At 44.1% G+C, this 20,876-nt stretch carries 13 protein-coding genes; 8 read left to right on the forward strand and 5 right to left on the reverse strand.

Going from position 1 to position 20,876, the window contains the following annotated elements; genetic code table 11:
* Nucleotides 1–9: 9 nt before the first annotated feature.
* The 3 genes from BLR43_RS09885 (at nt 10) to BLR43_RS09895 (ending at nt 8,500) form a co-directional block, all read left to right on the forward strand.
* Nucleotides 10–2,115 (forward strand): beta strand repeat-containing protein, encoded by a 2,106-nt coding sequence (locus BLR43_RS09885; RefSeq protein WP_093070860.1) that lies wholly within the window; start codon nt 10–12, stop codon nt 2,113–2,115.
* A 139-nt stretch (nt 2,116–2,254) separates the two neighbouring features.
* Entirely contained in the window at nt 2,255–7,591 is a 5,337-nt protein-coding gene (locus BLR43_RS09890; RefSeq protein WP_093070862.1) for a DUF11 domain-containing protein, read from the forward strand.
* 123 nt (nt 7,592–7,714) lie between these two features.
* Nucleotides 7,715–8,500, forward strand: coding sequence for a hypothetical protein (locus BLR43_RS09895; protein ID WP_093070864.1), 786 nt, complete (start codon nt 7,715–7,717; stop codon nt 8,498–8,500).
* A gap of 73 nt (nt 8,501–8,573) precedes the next feature.
* Here the strand turns inward: BLR43_RS09895 and BLR43_RS09900 are convergent, their stop codons facing one another.
* The 4 genes from BLR43_RS09900 to glpK form a co-directional block, all read right to left on the reverse strand.
* Nucleotides 8,574–9,266: a TetR/AcrR family transcriptional regulator gene (locus BLR43_RS09900; RefSeq protein ID WP_071001337.1), complete on the reverse strand. Its 693-nt coding sequence runs from the start codon at nt 9,264–9,266 to the stop codon at nt 8,574–8,576.
* Between the two features lie 237 nt (nt 9,267–9,503).
* Entirely contained in the window at nt 9,504–10,523 is a 1,020-nt protein-coding gene (locus tag BLR43_RS09905) for an endonuclease/exonuclease/phosphatase family protein (protein WP_071001335.1), read from the reverse strand.
* A 299-nt stretch (nt 10,524–10,822) separates the two neighbouring features.
* Nucleotides 10,823–11,335 (reverse strand): hypothetical protein, encoded by a 513-nt coding sequence (locus BLR43_RS09910; protein ID WP_071001334.1) that lies wholly within the window; start codon nt 11,333–11,335, stop codon nt 10,823–10,825.
* Nucleotides 11,336–11,583: 248 nt separating this feature from the next.
* Complete coding sequence (glpK, locus tag BLR43_RS09915; RefSeq protein ID WP_071001332.1) at nt 11,584–13,194, reverse strand: glycerol kinase GlpK; 1,611 nt, start codon at nt 13,192–13,194, stop codon at nt 11,584–11,586.
* An 804-nt stretch (nt 13,195–13,998) separates the two neighbouring features.
* Between glpK and BLR43_RS09920 the strand changes: the two genes are divergently transcribed.
* The 5 genes from BLR43_RS09920 (at nt 13,999) to BLR43_RS09940 (ending at nt 20,448) form a co-directional block, all read left to right on the forward strand.
* Nucleotides 13,999–15,666, forward strand: a complete 1,668-nt coding sequence (locus BLR43_RS09920) for a TolC family protein (protein WP_071001330.1) — start codon at nt 13,999–14,001, stop codon at nt 15,664–15,666.
* A gap of 166 nt (nt 15,667–15,832) precedes the next feature.
* A complete protein-coding gene (locus BLR43_RS09925) occupies nt 15,833–16,699 on the forward strand; it encodes a YihY/virulence factor BrkB family protein (protein ID WP_071001329.1) in 867 nt (288 codons plus the stop codon).
* A gap of 48 nt (nt 16,700–16,747) precedes the next feature.
* Entirely contained in the window at nt 16,748–17,947 is a 1,200-nt protein-coding gene (locus BLR43_RS09930; protein ID WP_071001327.1) for an HlyD family secretion protein, read from the forward strand.
* Nucleotides 17,948–17,950: 3 nt separating this feature from the next.
* Nucleotides 17,951–19,261, forward strand: a complete 1,311-nt coding sequence (locus tag BLR43_RS09935) for an ABC transporter permease (protein ID WP_071001325.1) — start codon at nt 17,951–17,953, stop codon at nt 19,259–19,261.
* Nucleotides 19,261–20,448: an ABC transporter permease gene (locus tag BLR43_RS09940; RefSeq protein ID WP_071001324.1), complete on the forward strand. Its 1,188-nt coding sequence runs from the start codon at nt 19,261–19,263 to the stop codon at nt 20,446–20,448. Before BLR43_RS09935 ends, BLR43_RS09940 begins: the two co-directional genes overlap by 1 nt.
* A gap of 133 nt (nt 20,449–20,581) precedes the next feature.
* Here the strand turns inward: BLR43_RS09940 and BLR43_RS09945 are convergent.
* Nucleotides 20,582–20,876, reverse strand: a 295-nt coding sequence (locus BLR43_RS09945) for an IS30 family transposase (RefSeq protein WP_167669407.1), incomplete at its 5' end; no start/stop codon positions are given.

Below are 20,876 nucleotides of genomic sequence, written 5' to 3' on the forward strand. Positions count from 1 at the left end.
GAGCATTATATGAAATCAACCACTTTTAACTATAGCCTGCTAGCTGTCGGCGTCGCCGCAGTAATGGGTGTGTCTACTGGCGCTAATGCAGCGACCCCAGCTAACGCTGTAACAGCAGGCGCTGCGCCAATTAATAACGTAGCAACTGCAAGCTACAGTATTGCTGGCGTCAGTCAGCCATCTGTAACCTCTAACACAGTAACCGTTAACGTTAGCGAAACGGCTAACTTTGCACTCACATCGACTGTTGATGATGGTAGTATTGGTGACGATACTGCTATCAATCAGACTGCTACGCCAGGTGGCACAACTACCTTTACTCATAATTTAACCAACACGGGTAACGTGACGGATACTTATACCATCAATACCACAGGTAATGACTCATCACTGGTAACGGCTACTCCAGACTATGCGTTAGGTACTGCGCCTGTTACGTTTACTATTGTACAAGCAGATGGTACTCCTTTAACTGATGCTCAGGTCACCGCTTTAGGAACTCAAGCACAGACAGGTACCCTAACTAATGGCGGTACTATTAGACTACAGCCAGGTACTAGAGCTAACTTAAGCTACGAAGCAGCTACGCCAGACGATAGTAACGGTAATGACAAAGGTGTAGGCACATTAACAGCGACCAGTACTTTCTTTACTGCTAATAATGCACCTGGTGCGACATTGGTGAACGAAAACCAAACTATCGTGAGATTGCCTACTTTCAAAATTGTAAAAACAGCGACCAGTACTGTCGATTTGACAGTCGCTAACCCACAGATTGCTTATAGTATCGTAGTCACTAACGCGATTACTGACTATAGTGCTGCTGCGACTGATATTGTTATCAGAGATGTCCTTCCTGTAGGTTTGAGTTTACCTAATGGCACAGCATCAGACGTGACCGTAACTGGTGGTGCTGGTACCGCTACGATTTCTACTGTTGGTACTCGACAAGCTATTGATGTTGCCGTAGCGAACTTAGCTGTTGGCGCAAGTCGCACGATTACTTTCACGGTTAACGTCGATAGAGATCAGTTTACATCTGCTAATAGTTCAGTAACTAACAACGCAGAAGTCTATGATAAGTTTGTCGGTCCGGTTAGCCCGCTACCTGCTAATCCTGTACTTGGTACTGACTATGATATTTTGGATAGTACAGATAGCACTATAGGTGTTACTAGAGTACCTGATGATGCGGGTGAAGGTAACGGCGCTGGTATAGATAGTCCTGGTGTGACTAACTTTACCAGACGAGCGGTTGTGGTGAGCAATCCAACGACTAGAGAAATCCCCCCTGCCTCAGGTACTGCTAGTCAAGCGACTCATTCAACTCTCATTACTAACAGCGGTCAAGATGGTGAAGGTACCAATGCTAACCCATTGACTTTCACTATTGCTGATGGTGGCAATAATGGGGCTGTCAGACCTGTTACTGGTCCTGTTAGTGCTACTTATACGCCGCCTGGTAATGGCGCTCCGGTTACTATAACGCTGCAACCTACCGTTGCTGGTGGTAATACATATACTCTTAATGGCACTACACTACCAACCGCTCAATTTCCAAATGGTATTGCACCTGGTGGCACATTAGCAATCAACTACAAAGTGTCGTCGGGCAATGTAGCTGCTCCTGCAACTGTTGCTGATGCTGCAGCTGTTGGTAGCACTGAAACTTCTGTTGTAACACTAACACCTGCTGGTATTAATGCACCTGCTGCTACTACAGTGACTGATACGACTAACGTTAGAGGCTTAACTTTAGTGAAGTCTCAAGCATTAGATGCGACTTGTTCAAGTACGGTTGCTGCAAGTACCTTTATTCAGACTGCGATCGATGCGAAACCTGATCAGTGTGTTATCTATCGTATTCAGGCGACTAATACTTCTTCAGCAGCGTTAGGTTTTAATCTTAACGATTTAACCATTTCGGATTTGTTGTCTAACTTTTCAGCTGGTGCGGATTTAGTAGCTGGTTCACCTGCTACTTCTGCGACTGCCTCATCTACTGCAGGCATAGCTAGTACTACCAGTACTGCAGTTCTTGGTACTAACTATACCCTAGTTCCTCAGGGCGTTGGCACCTTGACTTTTAAAATCAAAATTAAAAACGCTCGTTAATTGATATTTAACATTTTAAAGTCTATAAGCTTCACAAGACGCTTATAGACTAACGCTCCAGCTTGACCTAATTGATTTTGATGAGCCAAGCTGGAGAATTACTATCCGACCCTTTTATGTTTTATTGGATAAGCGACATATGACTAAATCTTTAATGACACCGTCTAATCGTATTACGTTGCATACAGCGAAGATCTCTGCGCTGACGGCTGCAATGTTGCTTATGCAATCAAATATGGCGTTTGCTGCGCCCACCACTCTCGTACAAACTATCAACAATATCGCTAATGCTTCTTATGACGTCAATTCTATCAAACAAAATAGCATTTCAAACCAAGTTCAAATCAAAGCCTCTGCCTTATCTGAATATGGTATTAACTTAACTCAGCAACCTGTGCGTACTGTTGCACCCAACACACTGGTGAATTGGGTTAATGTTCTTAGTAATACTAGCTATAGTGATCAGACTGTTGAGCTGACGCTTGATGTATCGCCAACTCTATCTAATTTGAAAGTTTATCAAGACTTGAATAAAAACGGCATTGTCGATAGTGGTGATACACAACTGATTCTTGATAACATGAGTGCCCAAATCAAGCTTGGTCAGAGTGAAAACATTCAGTTTATTGTGCAAGCTCTATCAGATGCTAATGGTAAGGATGGAGATACGGCTGACATTAAGATTGGTGCAGTTGTCTTAGAAGACCCGTCAGTGACTAGCGTGAGTGCGACCGATAGTTTAGTCATTATCGAATCTGGTATCAAATTCACCACCCCTAAATTTGATGAAAGCAAAACGATTTCACAAATTAATGATGACGTTTATGTCAGTGCCAGCTATGCGCAATGTAATGTACAAACTGACAAGCCTGATCAAGTATGGGTAACCATCAAATCACCAAAAACTGGAGATAGCTATTCACTTAAAGCTATAGAAACCGGTAATAACACAGGTAAATATCAGCTATCAGCAGCCACTCAAAATAACGCTAACGCTATTGACGATAAGCTTATCCAAACGTTGAACAACGACACATTGACTGTCAGTTTAGATGCTTGTATCGCCCCTTCGGTTGGTACTGGTGCTGATGAACTGCCGAACGCGTCTGACTTCACCGTGCGTATCAGTGACCTGAGCTCACAAATTAATATCGTCGATGACAACCCAGCTTTAGTTGTCACAAAGGAAAGTGACGTAAAAAGTGCTGAACTCGGCGATTATGTCAGCTACACCATCAATATCACGAACAATGGTAACGCTACTGCTTACGATGTACAGCTAAAAGATGCCTTACCACGTGGTTTTGACTACGTTGAGAATAGTGTACGTGTTAGTCCAACGACTGATATTGATATCAATCAAGCACAGACCACCGAGTTTAAAGCTGATGGTAAATATCAGGTATTGAACTTAGGAAACATGGAAAATGGCGAAAGTAAAAAAATTACTTATCGTGTGCTTATCGGTGCTTCATCACTAGGTGGTGATGGTATCAACCGCGCAATCGCAGTTGCTAACAATGAGCAAGGCCAAAGCTTAGTATCAAGAGAAGCACAGTGGAAAATCGACGTAGAACGCGGCGTCATGAATACTGACGGTATCATCATTGGTAAGGTCTATCACGATATCAACCGTGATGGTATTCAGCAAAAAGAAGACGGCGAGCTTGGGGTTGCTGGTGTCCGTATTTATATGGAGAACGGCAACTTCATCGTGACCGATCCTGAAGGTAAATACAACTTTTATGGGGTCAGTGCCAAAACACACGTACTAAAAGTAGATAGCACGACGATCCCTAGAGAAACAGAGCTGGTCACCCAAAGCAACCGTAATGCGGGTGATGCTGGCAGCCGTTTTGTCGATTTGAAATATGGCGAGCTACATCGTGCAGATTTTGCGATTGTGGGCGGCATGGGCGATAGTACTGAGCGTCTGAACGCCGAGTTAATCGCTCGTAGCAAATCAGTGAGTGCTAAGAATGATACGCTAGAGCAAGCGGTAAAAACAGTGCTAACATTAGAGCCAAACTACGATGCCGACACGACTGATAATGTCGATGCAAGTGGCTGCAATATCAATGGCGACCTAGACCTTGGTAACAACTGTGATTCTGCTATTGTCAACGACATGATTGGGGATGCGACCAATCGTGTAGACATGGCCGTGACAACGGTTGCACCTCCAGTAGAAAAAGAGCTCGAAGAATATCTAAAAGAAGTGGCTAACAATAATGTCACCTTCATTAACCTAAATGAAGGTCAACAGCTCAGTACTTACAAGCAGATGGTACAGGTACAAGCACCACTTGGTTCAATATTTACTCTATACGCCAATGGCAAAGCGATATCAGAGCAGCAAATCGGTAAAACTGCTGAGCAAGAAAAGCAAAATGTAATGGCTTTTGACTATTATGCGGTTGACCTAAAACGCGGACGCAATACTCTACGTGGTGTGGCAACTGACATCAATGGCAAAACTATTTCCGAGCAGACCATCACCGTATTGACACCTGATAGTCTGCAAGCGATTGATTATCGTACGCAAGCACAACTAGTCCCAGCAGATGGTATCAGCGAATATCAGGTTGTTATTAGTCTAAAAGATCGCGACAATCGCCCCTATATCGGTACTACTTCTCTTACACTTGATACTAATATCGGTCGTATCAATCTGAAAGACAGCAGCCAAGATCAAGCCGGTACCCAAGTTACTGTATCAGGGGGTGAGCTATTAATACCAGTCATCGCGCCAAGCGCACCAGGCAAAGGTGAGTTGGTCATCGATACGGGTAGTAGCAAGCAAATTATCCCACTACAGTTCACGGCTAAGCTGCGTCCACTCATTGCTGTGGGTATCGTCGAAGGTGCTATCTCTCTCAAAGACTTTGATGGCAGCAATATCACAGACGCACAAGGCGCGTTCGAGCAAGAGCTGCATGAAATCTCAGGCAATGATGATTATTCAGCCACTGGTCGTGCGGCAATGTTCTTGAAAGGCAAAGTGCGCGGAGATTACTTGCTGACGTTGGCTTATGACAGTGACAAAAAAGGCGAGCGATTATTCCGTGATATCGAGCCTGGCGAATACTATCCTGTCTATGGTGACTCATCGGCTAAGGGCTTTGATGCGCAATCAACCAGTAAGCTCTATGTGCGTCTAGACAAAGGTCGCTCGTTTGCTATGTATGGCGACCTAAAAACACAAATTGACAATGATGAAGGCATTGAGCTTGGTCAGTACAATCGCACCTTGACTGGTCTAAAGGCGCAATTTGAAGATAATAATACTCGCGTGACTACGTTTTTGGCAGAGACCAGTACTAGCCAGCGCGTTAATGAGACTCGCGGTTTAGGTATTTCAGGTCCCTACCCATTAGCTGAAGACTTCGATGCCGTGTTAGAGAACTCAGAAACTATCGAAGTGATCACTCGCGACCGTAATAACCCTGGCTTAATCGTCAACCGTGAGACGCTAACTCGTTTTGCTGATTATGAGATAGACCCGATTAGCCGCAGTTTATATCTAAAATCACCGATTGCGAGTCAAGATCTCGAAGGCAATCCTATCTACATTCGTGTCACAGTAGAAGTGGATGAAGGTGGTGAGGACTATTTGGTTGGTGGTATCGCTGCCAAACAGCAACTGACTAATAAAGTCGCTATCGGTGGTAGCTATATCAATAGCGACGACCCATTGAACAAAGAAGAGCTGGCTAGTGTCAATAGCGTTATCAAGTTCAACGATAAGCTAAAGCTGGTCGCTGAATACGCAATGAACAAAGCTGAGAACCCTAATTTTCAGCCAAGCAATCAGATCAACACCACAGAATTAGACGATAATAATGTTGAGGGCAATGCCTTACGTGTCGAGCTTGACTTTGATAATAAGAAAGACACGCGTGCCAAGGCTTATTACAATGATGCAGATGAAGGATTTGTCACTGGTGCATCACCACTGACTGCTGGACGTACGGAGTCTGGCGTAGAAGTCATCCATACATTCAACGACAAAAAAACAGCGTTGAAGTTAGAAGGTGTGCGTACCAAGGATCATACTACTGACGCGAGTCGTGAAGGCGTACAAGCCAGTATCGAGCAACGTTTGAGTGAAAATGTCGTTGGTGAAATCGGTGTGCGTTACTACAAACAAGATGCCACGGCAGCCTCACGCAATACGCAAGCGGCAACAGATGTCGTAGACGTTACTGACGATACGTTATTTAACGATGACATTATCAACCAGTCAGCATTAAATAGCGTTAGTGATGCTGACAAAGACATCGAAGGCACAACGGTTCGTGCCCGTATCACTTCTCGCCTACCCAAGCTAAATAATAGCTTGGTGTTTGCAGAGTATGAGCAAGATATCGAAAATAGCTCACGTAACGCGACGTCCATCGGTGGTGAGACGCCAATCGGTGGCTTGGGTCGTCTGTATGCACGTCATGATTTGATCAATAGCTTGTCTGGTAGCTATGGTCTTGATGATACTGATGAGCGTCAACGTACCGTTGTGGGCTTTGACGTCAATTATATGAAAGACGGTAAAGTGTATAGCGAATACCGCATGCGTGACGCGATCAGTGCGCGTGAAGCGGAAGCCGCTATCGGTCTGAAAAACAAGTGGTATGTACAAGAAGGCCTGACTCTAAATACGTTGCTTGAGCGCGTTGAGTCATTAGAAGGCGAAGAGAACAACACCGCCACGGCGGCAGGTTTTGGCGTTGAGTATCTTGCCAAAGAAAACTACAAAGCATCAGGACGTGTTGAGAAACGTTGGGGCGAGACAAGCGACACCTTACTTGGTAACGCAGGTATTGCCTATCGTTATACCGATGAGATTACCTTATTGGCCAAAGATACCTATTCGCGCATCGACTATAATGATGGTGATCGCACGATTAATCGTTTCCAACTTGGTGCCGCTTATCGTGATTACGACAGCAATCAACTAGACATGCTTGCAAAGCTTGAGTATCGTTTGGATGACAATAACACGGGTGATGATACTTATCAAAAAGACACCACTGTTTGGTCATGGAATGGTAACTACCATCCAACGCGTGCCCTAACCTTGTCTGGTCGCTATGCGGGTAAGTATACAGAATATGAAGCAGACAACATTACCAGTGACAATACTGCTCATGCCGTTTATGGTCGCGGTCTGTACGATATTAGCGAACGTTGGGATGTTGGTTTGCAAGCGGGTACTTATTGGAATAAGCAAGCAGATGATTTGTCTTATATGTTAGGTGCTGAAGTGGGCTATAGCCCAATGACCAACCTTTGGTTGTCACTTGGCTATAACTTTATGGGCTTTGAAGATGAAGACATCGCCTATGACGACAGTACTCAAGAAGGGGCTTACTTTAGATTGCGCTTTAAGTTTGATGAAAATCTATTCAAGCGTGAAGACCCACGTAAGAACAAGCGTTTAAACAGTGACTCTACGCAAGTTAATACGACTACCTTGTAAGCTAATGATAGCGTCTTAACTCCTGTCTACTGGCAATATAATAAGCGATTAGACAGGAGTCGCAGAGTCAGCCCTAATAATGGTAAATACCCACACTCATTACCTTCAGATAAGGTTTGCATCATGTTTAAAGCTGCCATCAAAACCACTGCTTATAAACAACCAGTACATACTGCACTCTCGGCACTGTTACTTTTGAGTGTCGTATCCCTTGCTTCAGCACAAGATAGCATCGCTAACGACACGGCTCAAATCGTTGATGCGAATAGTGCTGTAGACTGTCGTGATGATATTCAGGCTCAAGCCCCTTCTTATAAATATCAAAGCACGCAGCAACGTGTACTCAACTGTATGGTAGAGCAACTACAGCCCTATCAGCAAAAAGACAAAACCGCTCATCAGCAGTACCTCGCTTACAAAGCACAAGCATGGCTTACTTATGCGATCCATCAAGACAGTATGAATAACCGCTCAGCTGCGGGCATAGTTGCGGCAGAAACGGCAGAGTCTATCTTACAATCGCTAAAGAACGATACAGCGCAAAGCATCAAACTACAGCAAGATATCCCTACTACCTCTGCTCTAATGCGACCTGATCTGTGGGCGACGCTGAGTGCGCTAAAAGACAGTGGCGGTATAGAGTCAGCGCCACGTGAGATGGCATTTAGTGAAGTGGCATTAATTTGGGCGGCGACCAATCAATGTAAGCGAGGGTGGCGTGAGTCAGGCATACATTTTCGTATGGCGGACCGCTGGCTTGAGCAAGCACGCGAAGCCTATATTAATGCCCATGATGCGCAGACCAATGTGGCTTTAGAGCAATCTATCGTCAGCTACTATAAGCAGTATGCGCCTTTAGATGCCAGTGATGATATCTGCCGCGGACAAGATCTAACGCCTAATAATTAAAGCGCCTTACTAAATAACAGAGGTAAAAAAGCCGACAGAGTTGTCGGCTTTTTTGTGTCTACTATAGATAAAATTAGCGGTTTTTACGTGGTAGTTTTTCTGGTAGATAGCAGCGTAAGTACGCGATAAATGCGGTATTTGCTTCTTGAATATAGTCATCCGTAATGGTCTGATGACGACGATAAGACAAGGTAAATATCGCATTAACAATACTATAAGCAATCAATAGCGTGTTTTGGATATCCTCAAAATTTGGCATCTCATAACGCTCTGATAAACGCTTATAGACCAAGTCAACAATTTGATGGTCCATATCTTCGCCAAATTCATCACCTTCAAAATCAGGCGTATTGGTGTCATAAATGAGTTTGGCTTTGGTCTCATCGTTATGGAAGATCGTCACGCATTGATCAATCAGCGCGGTTAGATATCCTTGCCATCTATCGTAGTTGCCGATATCAACGGTTTCTACCATCTCTAATATTTCAATCGCATTCAAAAAGCGCAATGCTAAAAATATTGCTTCAATGTTAGGGAAGAAATGATAAGCAGAAGCTCTTGGTATTCCTGCTTCTTCACACACAGCTGCTAGAGTAATATCATTAATAGCTTGTGTTTCACTCAACTTTTTGGCACCAGCCAAAAGTTTTTGACGACGTGCGCGGCCCTGTTGGCTGGTAAATTTAAACTTGTTTGGTACAAGTTTTTTTGCCAACTCCGAATCTACTAACACATCTTCAATTTTTTCGTCTTTGTTATCACTCATTGTAAATCTCTTAATGTTACGTCCTATTTCATAAATTCAATCTTCATTGAGTAGCATTCGTCCTAAATCACTGGAGAATCAACGAGTGGCTCAAATGTAGAGCCAACGTTATCGCTACTAACCTCAATGAGGAGGCATCATAAACGCTTGTACACTATCAAGCAAGGGACATGAATGGGTTAAAAGTTAATGTATCGATTAACACTCTACTAGAGTTAACTATCTAATTTTATGAAGTTAATCATTCAGTTTAATTTTCGCTCTTATAATACCATGATCAGTCACCCTATCTGAATAATCCCACTTAAGATGGTCATTGAAATAATCAACTCTTTCAACCTGACCGAGCGAAAACTTGCTATCAGGTAAGAACTCTTCTGAAACAAATAATTGATCGATCACTTCTGGCATACCTTGATGAATATGGGTGTAAGCCACATCTTTCATCCAACCATAGCGAGCTTGAATACGAGCGGCGTCAAAAAGTGCGACATCACGCATACTTTTATCATAATTAACCTCGCCAGTCTCCGTCATCAGCTGGGTTGTTACGCTACCAGTCACATCATTCATGTCGCCAAGCAGTATCAATGGCTCACGCGTGTGATGCAAACGTTCCATGATCGACATACGAATAGATGCCGCCTCTGCAGCACGCATGCACAAACTACGAAGCTTGGCACGAATACGGATATTTGGATCATCCATGTCTTCTAATAGGTTACCATTTTCGTCACGTAAGAAAAACGCACGTTTACTTTTTAGATGCGCCGTGATGATCGTTATTGGTTGACCATATGCGTCAACACGCAATATCAAAGGTGGACGATTAAAATGCTGATGAGGCCCGATATCGGGGATATCAATCACAGCTTTTGGTGCAATCTCTTCTAATAAGGTCGTCTCTAATTGCTCAAATCGACTAATAATACCAACGGCTGGTGTATGCTGTGCGCCTCTACCTTGAGTATATGGACTTGCAGTGTCATTGCTTGCAAGCGGAATAACCACCTGCTCTGGTTTGAATCCTAGTGCGACAGCTAGTGCTTCTAGTGCATTACTATCCCATACTTCTTGTACGGCAATGATATCAGCGTGTGCTTTAGCCAGCAGATCTGTCAGACCACGTCGCTTATGCTCATAGGCTTTATTATCATAAGCTGGGGCATTCTCATAATAAATGCGATTAGGGTTAGCAAAGTTCAATAAATTAGCTGTGGCAATATAAAACTGTTTACTACCGTCATTATTAGTCATAAGTCCCCTGTTTTTCTTATATTATATTCATACATATGGATTCATAGCAAATTTTATGCCAAAAAAAACTCCCAAAGGTTGACTTTGGAAGTTTTAAAATAACATACATACTGCTGGTCAAAGTCATTAATAGAACCAATCGTACAATCAATCTATTTTCAGCAACGAAATAGTAATCTATTGTCAGCGTTTTTAAGAGACAGCTCGTCTGCTAAGTTAGCTATCTATTAAAGTCATTGAGTAAACAGTAGTCATATTCATAAGTCTTTTTAACATCTGACTTTCTTGTAAAACACGTACTACGATACACGATGCCATGCGTCACGTGATGCTAGACGCGCTTCATCCCACGCCAAACGAGAATCGCCTTTCACTTCATTCCATGAACGCTCTAAGTCGGCTTCATGATCTTCAAAACGTGCATCTACTGGATAGCGAGCGCGATTTGCATAGCCTACCGCATACGCTGGGTGTAGGTCGCGATCAAACTCGTAACCTTCTTTGTAATAATCAGCATTGGCATACTCTGCGCGCCAGTAAGCTTCCTCATGGGTTGGATCAATGGCTTCAGCTGCTGCATGACCTGCGCCGCCACCAACAACTGCACCGATTGCACCACCAATGAGCGTACCTAATGGGCCTGCCATAGTACCGATGGCTGCACCTGCTGCTGCACCGCCTACACCGCCAATACCTGTACCTACTGGATGTGAGCCTGGCTCACCTGTAATAATGTCTGCATTCAAATCTTCTTTTGTCTCTTTAGACATGTTTTTTACTTCACTGCGATCGATAGCGTCATGGTTACTCATAGTATTGTCCCTAAATTATTTATTATTTGTTGAATTATTTATTTGCTAAAAGATTAGCGATATTGCTAAATCCAACTGAAGTATAGAAACTTATAGGTAGAGACAGATAGCCTGATTATGTAAACTGTGTCCGTATTGCGATTACATTGCGTTACAGCCTGTATCTTTATGACGTCTATGTACGGTGCGCTCATACTTTGGGTAATCATAAGAGATTAGCATTGATAAATTTACTATAGAAATCAACCCTATATCTGCATTAATGACCTTGCGATGGCACGTTGCCATTTATCAAGGTGTTGCTCACGAGCATCAATCGACATACTTGGCTCAAAAATACGATCTACTTGCCATGATGCTTTCATGGTTGACTCATCGTAAAGCCCAGTCTTTAAACCAGCGAGTAGTGCTGCACCCTTTGCCGTAATCTCTGTGTCTCTTGGACGTAGCACCGGAACATCTAGCAAATCTGCCTGAAACTGCATCAGCAAATCATTATTTGCCGCGCCGCCATCTACTCTCAGCTCAGTCAAGGGATGAGGGCTGTCTTTTTGCATGGCGATGAGTACATCATAAGTCTGGTAGGCAACTGCTTCCAACGCAGCACGGGCAATATGGGCTTTAGTAGTACCGCGGCTCATACCAGTGATGCTAGCACTGATATCAGAACGCCAGTAAGGCGCACCCAATCCGGTAAAAGCAGGTAATAGCACCACACCTTCGCTACTGTCTACTTGGCGAGCTAAATCTTCAACATCGCTACTTTGTTGAATCATACCCAAATTGTCACGTAGCCATTGGATGATAGCTCCTGCCATAAAAACACTACCCTCCAAGGCATAGGTAACTTCTTTTTTGGGTGGCTGTAGCATTCGCTTACCTGACTGTAAGATTTGATCAAATGATAAATTGTCTGGACGAGTTGGCGATATTTTTCGCTGCCATGCGATGGTGGTTAGCAGCTTGTGCTCGCTCAGTTTTGGCTGCTGACCAATGTTCATCAGCATAAAGCACCCTGTGCCATAAGTATTTTTGGCCATGCCAGCATCGAGACAGCCTTGCCCAAAAAGCGCGGCCTGCTGATCGCCGAGCACGGCTTGAATGGGTATTTGCTTTGCAAATAGGCCTTTTTTGGTTTTGCCAAAATCACCGTCAGATGGCAGTACCTTAGGCAATATAGTCATAGGAATGGCAAACCGATCGCAAAGCGTCTCTGACCAAGCCAATTTATGAATATCAAATAGCAAAGTACGAGAAGCATTGGTCACGTCGATGACATGCTCGCCGCCAGTTAGCTTGTAAATCAGCCAGCTATCGATGGTGCCAACTGCTATCTCACCTTTACTCGCACGTACGCTGAGTTTGGGATTATTTTCGAGCAGCCAAGCAATTTTACTGGCACTGAAGTACGGATCTAAGCGCAGACCTGTGATGCGCTGAACCTCATCGGCCATATTGGCGCTATCAGCACCCTGATGAACGCTATCATCCATACTATTGGTAGCGCTTTCAGCAGCGAGTGTCTTGCAATAGTTTGCCGTGCGCCTGTCTTGCCAAATGATAGCGGGTGCGAGCGGTTTCCCTGTTTGCTTGTCCCACATGACAATAGACTCGCGTTGATTGGTAATCGCGATACTGGTGACATCAGTAGCAAGCAACCCTGCCTGATTGATAACATCATGCGCACAGCTAATCTGAGTTTGCCAGATTTGCTGTGCGTCTTGCTCAACAAATCCCGCTTTTGGCGTTTGCAGCGTCGTTGGCTGTTGTGCCATCTTAATAGGCCGTGCATGATCATCGTATAATATCGCTCGACTCGACGTTGTCCCTTGATCTAACGCCAAAATATATCCTGCCATTACGCATATCCTCTACTGATATTGTTGGTTCTATTTGATAAAAACCAGTGGCTATTCATTATTTGCTGTTAATCAATCACTGTATATTTTATAAATGACTGGCCAAATTATTTAGGGCGTGTTGAACATTCGCAAATAGGCACTGCTGATCGCTAAAATGGTTCCAGACAAGGCACAAAGCGACGATAATGCAGATGCCTTAGCGAGATTTGTAACGCCGTATGGGGCAATTTTAGCATCAGCCCCAACGATAAAAGCAGGGGATAGGACTCTTTTTTGCCGCTTCATCGTTAAAAATAAGCGCTTAAAATGACTAAACTTATTATTCTTAACATCGAATCGCCTAAAAAATAGTCGCTGTCAGTGCCATGGTCGAATGTTCAAGACGCCCTAATGATAAAAATAACAGCACGTTAATTTAAATTGGTTAACTCTAAGACGTCTTATTCGCTATGATGTTACTTATAAACGAATATTTAAAAAACAGCTCAAACCTCTATCATACCGCTAGGGATGACACAATAGAGAGTAGCAGAATACTGAGCATTGACCCGTCACCATTGTGGCTATACAGTGTACGCCTTGTTTTGAATGATACATTTTTAGCGCTTTCGTATTAGCACGCACTTTATTAAAAAGCATTCTGATATTTCAGTACAAATACTTTATTTCAGCATCATTTATTCGCTTACTAGCAAATCGTTTATAATAGTATGACCGCTTTATATTCTGAGCGATAAAATCTATTAATGCTGTCCGTTATTTTATAATACCTTACATTCTAATTAATGGCTTATGTGACTTATGAAATTCACTTTATCAGCGCTACCGACTGCTATGATGACAGTTGCACTCATGAGCGGCCCTATAGTGACTTATGCGAGCACGGGCTCAGATAATATAGAATCATCAGATGACATGACACCGGTGACTGTGACAAAAATTGTGGATGCCGATGGTCAGATTAATAATCAGACAGCTCAGACAGCAATGGCACCTAGTCATACATTAGCAGAGACTCATGCTGAGCACAGTGCATTAAACACCCTTATCGATCCAATCACACACAAAGCCGTGGATAATAGCTATCCATTAGAAGTCTCTAGCTTTTTAAGCCTAGAACAAGCGCAAAAGCTTTTGGTTCAAGTCTCGCCCAAAATAGCGGCCAATCAAGCAGCCATCGCTGCCAGCGAATACCAAACTGAGGCCCTCAGAACCATCGACAACCCCCTCGTATTTGCGCGCGTCTCTGCCAGTGCTTACCATCTTGATGAGGATATAGATCTATCGTCTCTTAGAAACGGTATCGTCAACGGAGTAAATAATACCGTCGATAACGCGGTTCCTCCGATTGCAGACCTGCCAGATTTACCAAACTTTGGGGAGTTGGTCGGTGAGCGAATTCCAGACTCTTATAATATTAAGCGCTCAGGATCGACGACGGGCGCAGGTCTTGGTGTGGTCTGGCCTATTTATACAGCTGGACGTACGGACGCATTGACTGGCGCCTCAGATGCACGCACACAAGAAGCAGTCGCCGATAGCATCCTTGATAAAAACGAGCTTTATAATACGTTAATTGAACGGTATTTTAAGGCCCAATTGGCGATCATTGCCGCTTACTTACGTGAGGATGCTTACGATACCTTGCAGCAAACGGATCATATGGCAGAACGCTTGTTTGAAGAAGGCTTTATTTCGCGCGTCGATAGACTAGAAGCACAGTCTGCGCTTGCCGATGCCAAAAGCGAATCCGTCAATGCCAATAACGACGCGCGCTTAGCCATGATTGCGCTACAGCGATTGCTACGTACTGATTATCGTATTAAGCCGACGACGCCATTATTTGTCTCTAGCCGTCCCCTACCGGATGTTAGCTATTTTCAGGATTTGGCACTGAATAATCATCCAGGATTACAAAAGGTCGCCGCCAAACGCGCGCAGGCTCAGCAGTTGCATGCATTATCAGATACTGGCTACAAGCCGACAGTCTTGCTATATGGTTATGGTCAGCTCGAAAAAGACCCAAGCTGGGTCGCTGGTATCTCTGCCAGTTGGAAGCTATGGGGCGGACTGGATAAAACCGCGTCATTGGCATCAAGCAATGCTCAAATACGTCAGGCAGATCTTTCTGAGATTGAAGTCAGCGACAACCTGCTACTGCTGGTAGAAAAAAACTGGCACGATGTTAATAATGCTCAATCACGCTATCAAGCGCTACAAAGTAACGTTGATTTGGCTGCAGAAGTGTTAAGATTGCGCCGCTTAGGATTGCAAGAAGGCGTGAATACCACAGTCGATGTGGTACAAGCACAAACGCAATCGCTCAAAGCACGTACTGAGCAAGCGCAAGCAGCAAACGACTATGTACAGTCATTGGCCGCACTCATGCAAAGCTGCGGTACGCCGCTTGCTTTTAACGCTTATCTTAATGCCGCTGATATCCAGCTGCCGACTTTGTACACTGAATGATGATTGTATATGAAAGCTTATAAAGTATACGAATAAGCGCTATGTCGTCGTTTCAACTTTTAAGTGTTATAAGGCTAATGAGCGAAGATATATACCAAATCAGCATGACGCTATCAAACAATAACGCTCAATAAACCATACTATTACTATAGTGAATCACTGTTTTATGAAAAAACCAACGTCCAAATCGATAAATAATTGGCTACAAACTTTGCTACAAACGTGGCCTATTGCGAATACCACTAATGTTTGGGCACATTGCGCCAGTGTCGGATTTTTTGGTTTTTTATCCATCTTTCCAGCAATGGCGGTATTTGTGCTGATTTATGGTCTCGTATTTTCACCCGTTGAGATGCAGGAGCATATCTCCATTTTGCGTCCGTTTATACCTGATACAGTGTACGAAGTCCTCAATTCGCGCCTGAGCGAGTTGGTCTCTAATACCAAATCCACGCTGACATTTAGCCTGATCATATCGACCTTACTTGCCCTTTATGCTGGTTCCAAAGGCATCAAATCTTTAATTGCCCTTGTCAATCTCGCTTTTCATATCACCCAAGAGCGCAGCTTTATACAAGGCACGGTTCGAGCAGTGAGCCTGACCTTTGGTGCAGTAGTCGTCTTGATAATAGCGGTGTCTTCTATTGCTATTATCCCTGTAGCAGCGAATTACTTCCCCTTCCCTCAAGTGGCTGAAACGGTTGCACTGTGGGCCAGATGGCCTGTATTGGCGGGTATTATCTTTTTAAGCTTTTTAAGTCTTTATCGTCTCGCGCCAAATCGCGATGCCGTTGCACTAAAAAAACTGGTTCCAGGAGCAACGCTCGCGACCATTCTTTGGATTATATTGTCCGTACTGTTTTCGATTTATGTGCAAAACTTCAACAACTATAGTGCTGAATTTGGGGCGCTATCAGCGGCGGTGGTCATTATGCTTTGGCTATATTATTCAGCCTTTGTCGTCGCTTTTGGTGCGATTTTTAATTCTGAAGCCATAGACAATGCCAAACCTTATGCTGTTCGAGTGTACTAATCATAAATCCTTTGTTCTCAACTTTGCTGCTTTAGGAATCACACCGTCATGACTGAATTTCCAAACGAATCAGACAACTCAAATAAATCAGTTGATTCAAACGAGTCAGTGACCTCTCAAGATACAAAAGCCTCCGTCGATCCAATAGAAAATGTATCTAGTGGGTCTGACGTTCCAGAGCAATCTGTACCCGCTTATAGTCGGGGCAACGCAAAAGCTGATAAATCTGCTCGTATGAAAAAGATATTGCTCGTACTGTTTGTATTAGGTGTTCTTGGCGCAATTGCATACGGTTTATATAAAAGCAATCAGCATAATGAACCAGAAGTCATTACCCTCCAAGGGCAAATGCAAATGCAGCAAACCTCTATCGCTGCAAAGGTAGCAGGCCGCATTGCTAACATTATGGTGACAGAAGGTGATACGGTTACGGTGGGTCAACAACTCATTGAGATGGATTCGCCTGAGATTAACGCTAAGATCAACCAAGCACGTGCTGGTAAGCAAATCGCACAAAGTCAATTGGACAAAGCAGAAAACGGGGCACGCCCGCAAGAGATCGCTCAAGCCAAAGCCGCTTGGCAAGCCAATAAAGCCGCGTCTGATTTGGCAGAAAACACCTATCAGCGTGTCAATCGTCTGTATGAAGAAGGATTGATGGCACGGCAAAAACGCGATGAGGCTTATGCCCAATACCTAGCCACTCAAGACCAAACTGAAGCCGCACGTTTGCAATATGATTTGGCATTAGAAGGTGCTCGCAGTGAAGACAAATCAGCGGCTACCGCTCAAGTCGCACAAGTTGATGCCCAGCTAGATGAAGCACTGGCAGCAAAAGAAGAGGCCAATCTAAAGAGCCCTATCGCTGGTGTTGTGGACAATGTCATCGTTAGTGCTGGAGAAGTCATCGGTCAAGGCGTTCCTTTGCTGACGTTGGTGGATACCAATGACCAATGGGTAGTGCTCAATGTCACTGAGTCGTATTTAAACCAGTTCGCTATCGGTCAGACATTTACAGGTACTATTCCCGCATTATCATCAGCAGATAAGCCTTATAGCAAGCAGTTTACTGTTTATGCGACATCGACCTTATCTGATTTTGCCACTTGGCGACCGACCAACAATGATGATGGTTTTGATGTGCGTACCTTTGAGGTCAAAGCACGACCATCCACGCCTGATACTCGCATTCGCTCAGGAATGAGTGTGGTTGTGCATATTAATCCTATCAATCAGAACCAAGAGTAGGCCATGCACTTGACTAAGTTAAGTGAGGCTTTTTTACGTAGCGCCGCTTATGAGCGCCGTTTTTTAGCCAAAAACCATTGGGACCTTAGTATGGTGGTATGGATACCACTAGCCACAGTGCTGCTGATTTGGTGGATATTTTCACAAACGCAGATTACTGACTTACCCATTGGAGTGATCGATCAAGACAATAGTGCTGTTGCCAATACTACCGTACGTTACTTAGAAGCCAGTCCTACGCTTACGGTTAGACAACTTTATTATTCACCAGCGGATGCAGAGGCTGCGATCTTGCAACGTGATATTTATGCGGTTGTCATCATTCCTGAAGACTTTTCGCGTAACATTTTATCTAACAAGCCTGCCCCTTTAATCCTACAAGTAAACGCCCAGTACGGTACGCACTCTGGCATTATTCAAACGGCTGTCCAAGCAGTCGCTAGCACCTTATCCGCAGGGGTAGAGATCAAACGATTGGTAAAGCAAGGCGTAGGGCCGTCGCAAGCCATGACTGCTTACTCGCCTATCAGTATCCAGCGTATTAGTTTGTTCAATGCTGCAACCGATTATCAGCAGTTTTTGGCATCGACCGTCATACCTGCCCTGCTACACATATTAGCGATGGTCGTCGGGGCAACCACCATTGGTCGCGAGCTGCGCGATAAAAATATTGGTCACTGGTATCGCTTTATCAGTACAGGTACACCTGACTTAGCTTTGGTTAAATCCTCTAAAAAAGCAGCTGCGTTAAACACCACACAAGATAGCACCAACAACACTGCACCATCATCAGACTCAAAAATGCCCAATTCGGTGAGTATATCAGTATTGCTATCCGGTCTATTGGGTAAGTATTTTTGGCCAATATTGGCCTATAGCTTATGGTCGGCTTTGGTATTGTGGCTTGTAACGTCGAACCAAAATATAAGCATTGGGTCAATCATCGCAGTATATATCGGCCTATTGTGTTTGATGATACTGTCATTCTGGCTTGGTGCTATTTTTACTTTGAACTCCTTTTCACTGCGTATGGGTTTGTCAACCACTGGTTTTATTTCAGCGCCTTCTTATGCCTTTGCTGGTGTGACCTTTCCTTATATTGCGATTAGTGATAGCGCGCAATACTGGTCAAATGCATTGCCACTGACACATTACCTCAAGCTACATATTGCCCAGTTACAAATGCAAGCGCCTATTGCTATCTCTGTGCCTATTGTCTACGGTCTGGCGCTTGCCACTATCATCGCCATGCTACTGACAGCCCTATTGACCAAACGCGCATTGGCGCATCCTGAACGCTGGGGAGCACGCTGATGTCATCACCTTTAAATACCAAGCAAAACAACGCTAAAGCCACCACTTCTTTAACTGCGCAGACTTTTTGGGCAAGCTTCTCTCAAACTATAAAAGATGTCTTTGGGGATAAAGGCGTGCTTTTGATGTTGATTATTGCCCCGATTATCTATGGGTTTTTCTATCCTTGGCCCTACTCAACTGAAGTGGTCAACCATGTACCAGTGGGTATTGTTGATCATGACAATAGTAACTTGTCGCGCACGCTCGCTCGTTATGCAAGTGCCAGTCCATATCTAGATACTGAGCACTTTATCAATGAACAAGCGGCCAAAGAAGCCATATGGTCCGATCAAATTGCAGGCTATATGGTGATTCCAAGCGGCCTTGAAGAACAAGTCATGTCAGGACAGCAAGCGTATGTTAGCGTCCTCGGCAATGGCGGCTACTTTATTTTAAATAAGAACGTCCAACTGGGATTCTCTAAAGCAGTTGGTACCGTATCAGCGGGGATCAAGGTAAAGAAAAATATCGCTAAAGGCGCTTATGCACCCACCGCAGCACAGAGCGCTCAAGCAGTACCACTACAAATCATGCCACTTTATAATCAAACTGAAGGCTACGGTGCCTACGTCGTACCAGCCGTCTCCGTCATTATCTTACAACAGACACTATTGATGGCAACCGCCATGCTGATTGGCACTTGGTATGAGCAGCGGCGTCATGCTGCGAGTGTACGCGGTTGGCTCGGACGTATCACAGCGCTGAGCACGCTAAGCTTTATCATTGGCTGTTTTTATTATGGTTGGGCGTTTGAGCTGCATCATTATCCACGTGGGCAAAATATGCTCGGAACGCTATTGTTTTTAGCACTGTTTTGTCCGACAGTCGCAACGCTCGGCTGTGTACTTGGGCTATGGTTCCGGCAGCGTGAGCGCAGTATGCAGATCTTAATCTTTATCTCCCTACCGATATTCTTCTTAAGCGGCTACCCTTGGCCAGCCGACCAGTTGCCCCAAGTTTTGCAAGTAATACGCTGGATCGTACCAACTACCCCTGCGATCAACACCTCTGTACAGCTTAACCAAATGGGTGCAAGTATCTCTCAAGTCGCCATAGGGTTTTATGCGTTGGCAGGCTTGTGGTTGCTCTATTTTGTTTTATTGCTATTTTTACGCAAGCGTATTCCGCAAAAAAAAGCCTACTGATAAATCTTTAAGTTAATTAAATCTATGAGCATAAAGAAGCGCCTGCTAATATTAGCAGGCGCTTCTTTATACATATGACACTTTCACTTTGAGTCATTTTTAAACATCTTAGATTAACACACCAAGTGCAACGCTAATTAATATTATAGAACGCCTGCATAGGCGTTTTAAACCCTAATCGTTTTCTTGGTCTGTTGTTTAGTTTGTTCTCAATGTCCTGTATTTCATTATCAGAGACTTGTCTAAAGTCACAACCCTTAGGCAAGTACTCTCTGATAAGGCCATTGGTATTCTCGTTGGTTCCTCGCTGCCATGACGCATAAGCATCGGCAAAGAAGAAAGGGCTAAAGAGCTTTTGTTTCACCTTCTTATGCTGAGCAAACTCTTTACCATTGTCAGAGGTAATGGTCTTAACCTGCAACCTCACT

The organism is Psychrobacter pacificensis (assembly GCF_900101915.1).
Classification (GTDB): Bacteria; Pseudomonadota; Gammaproteobacteria; order Pseudomonadales; family Moraxellaceae; genus Psychrobacter; species Psychrobacter pacificensis.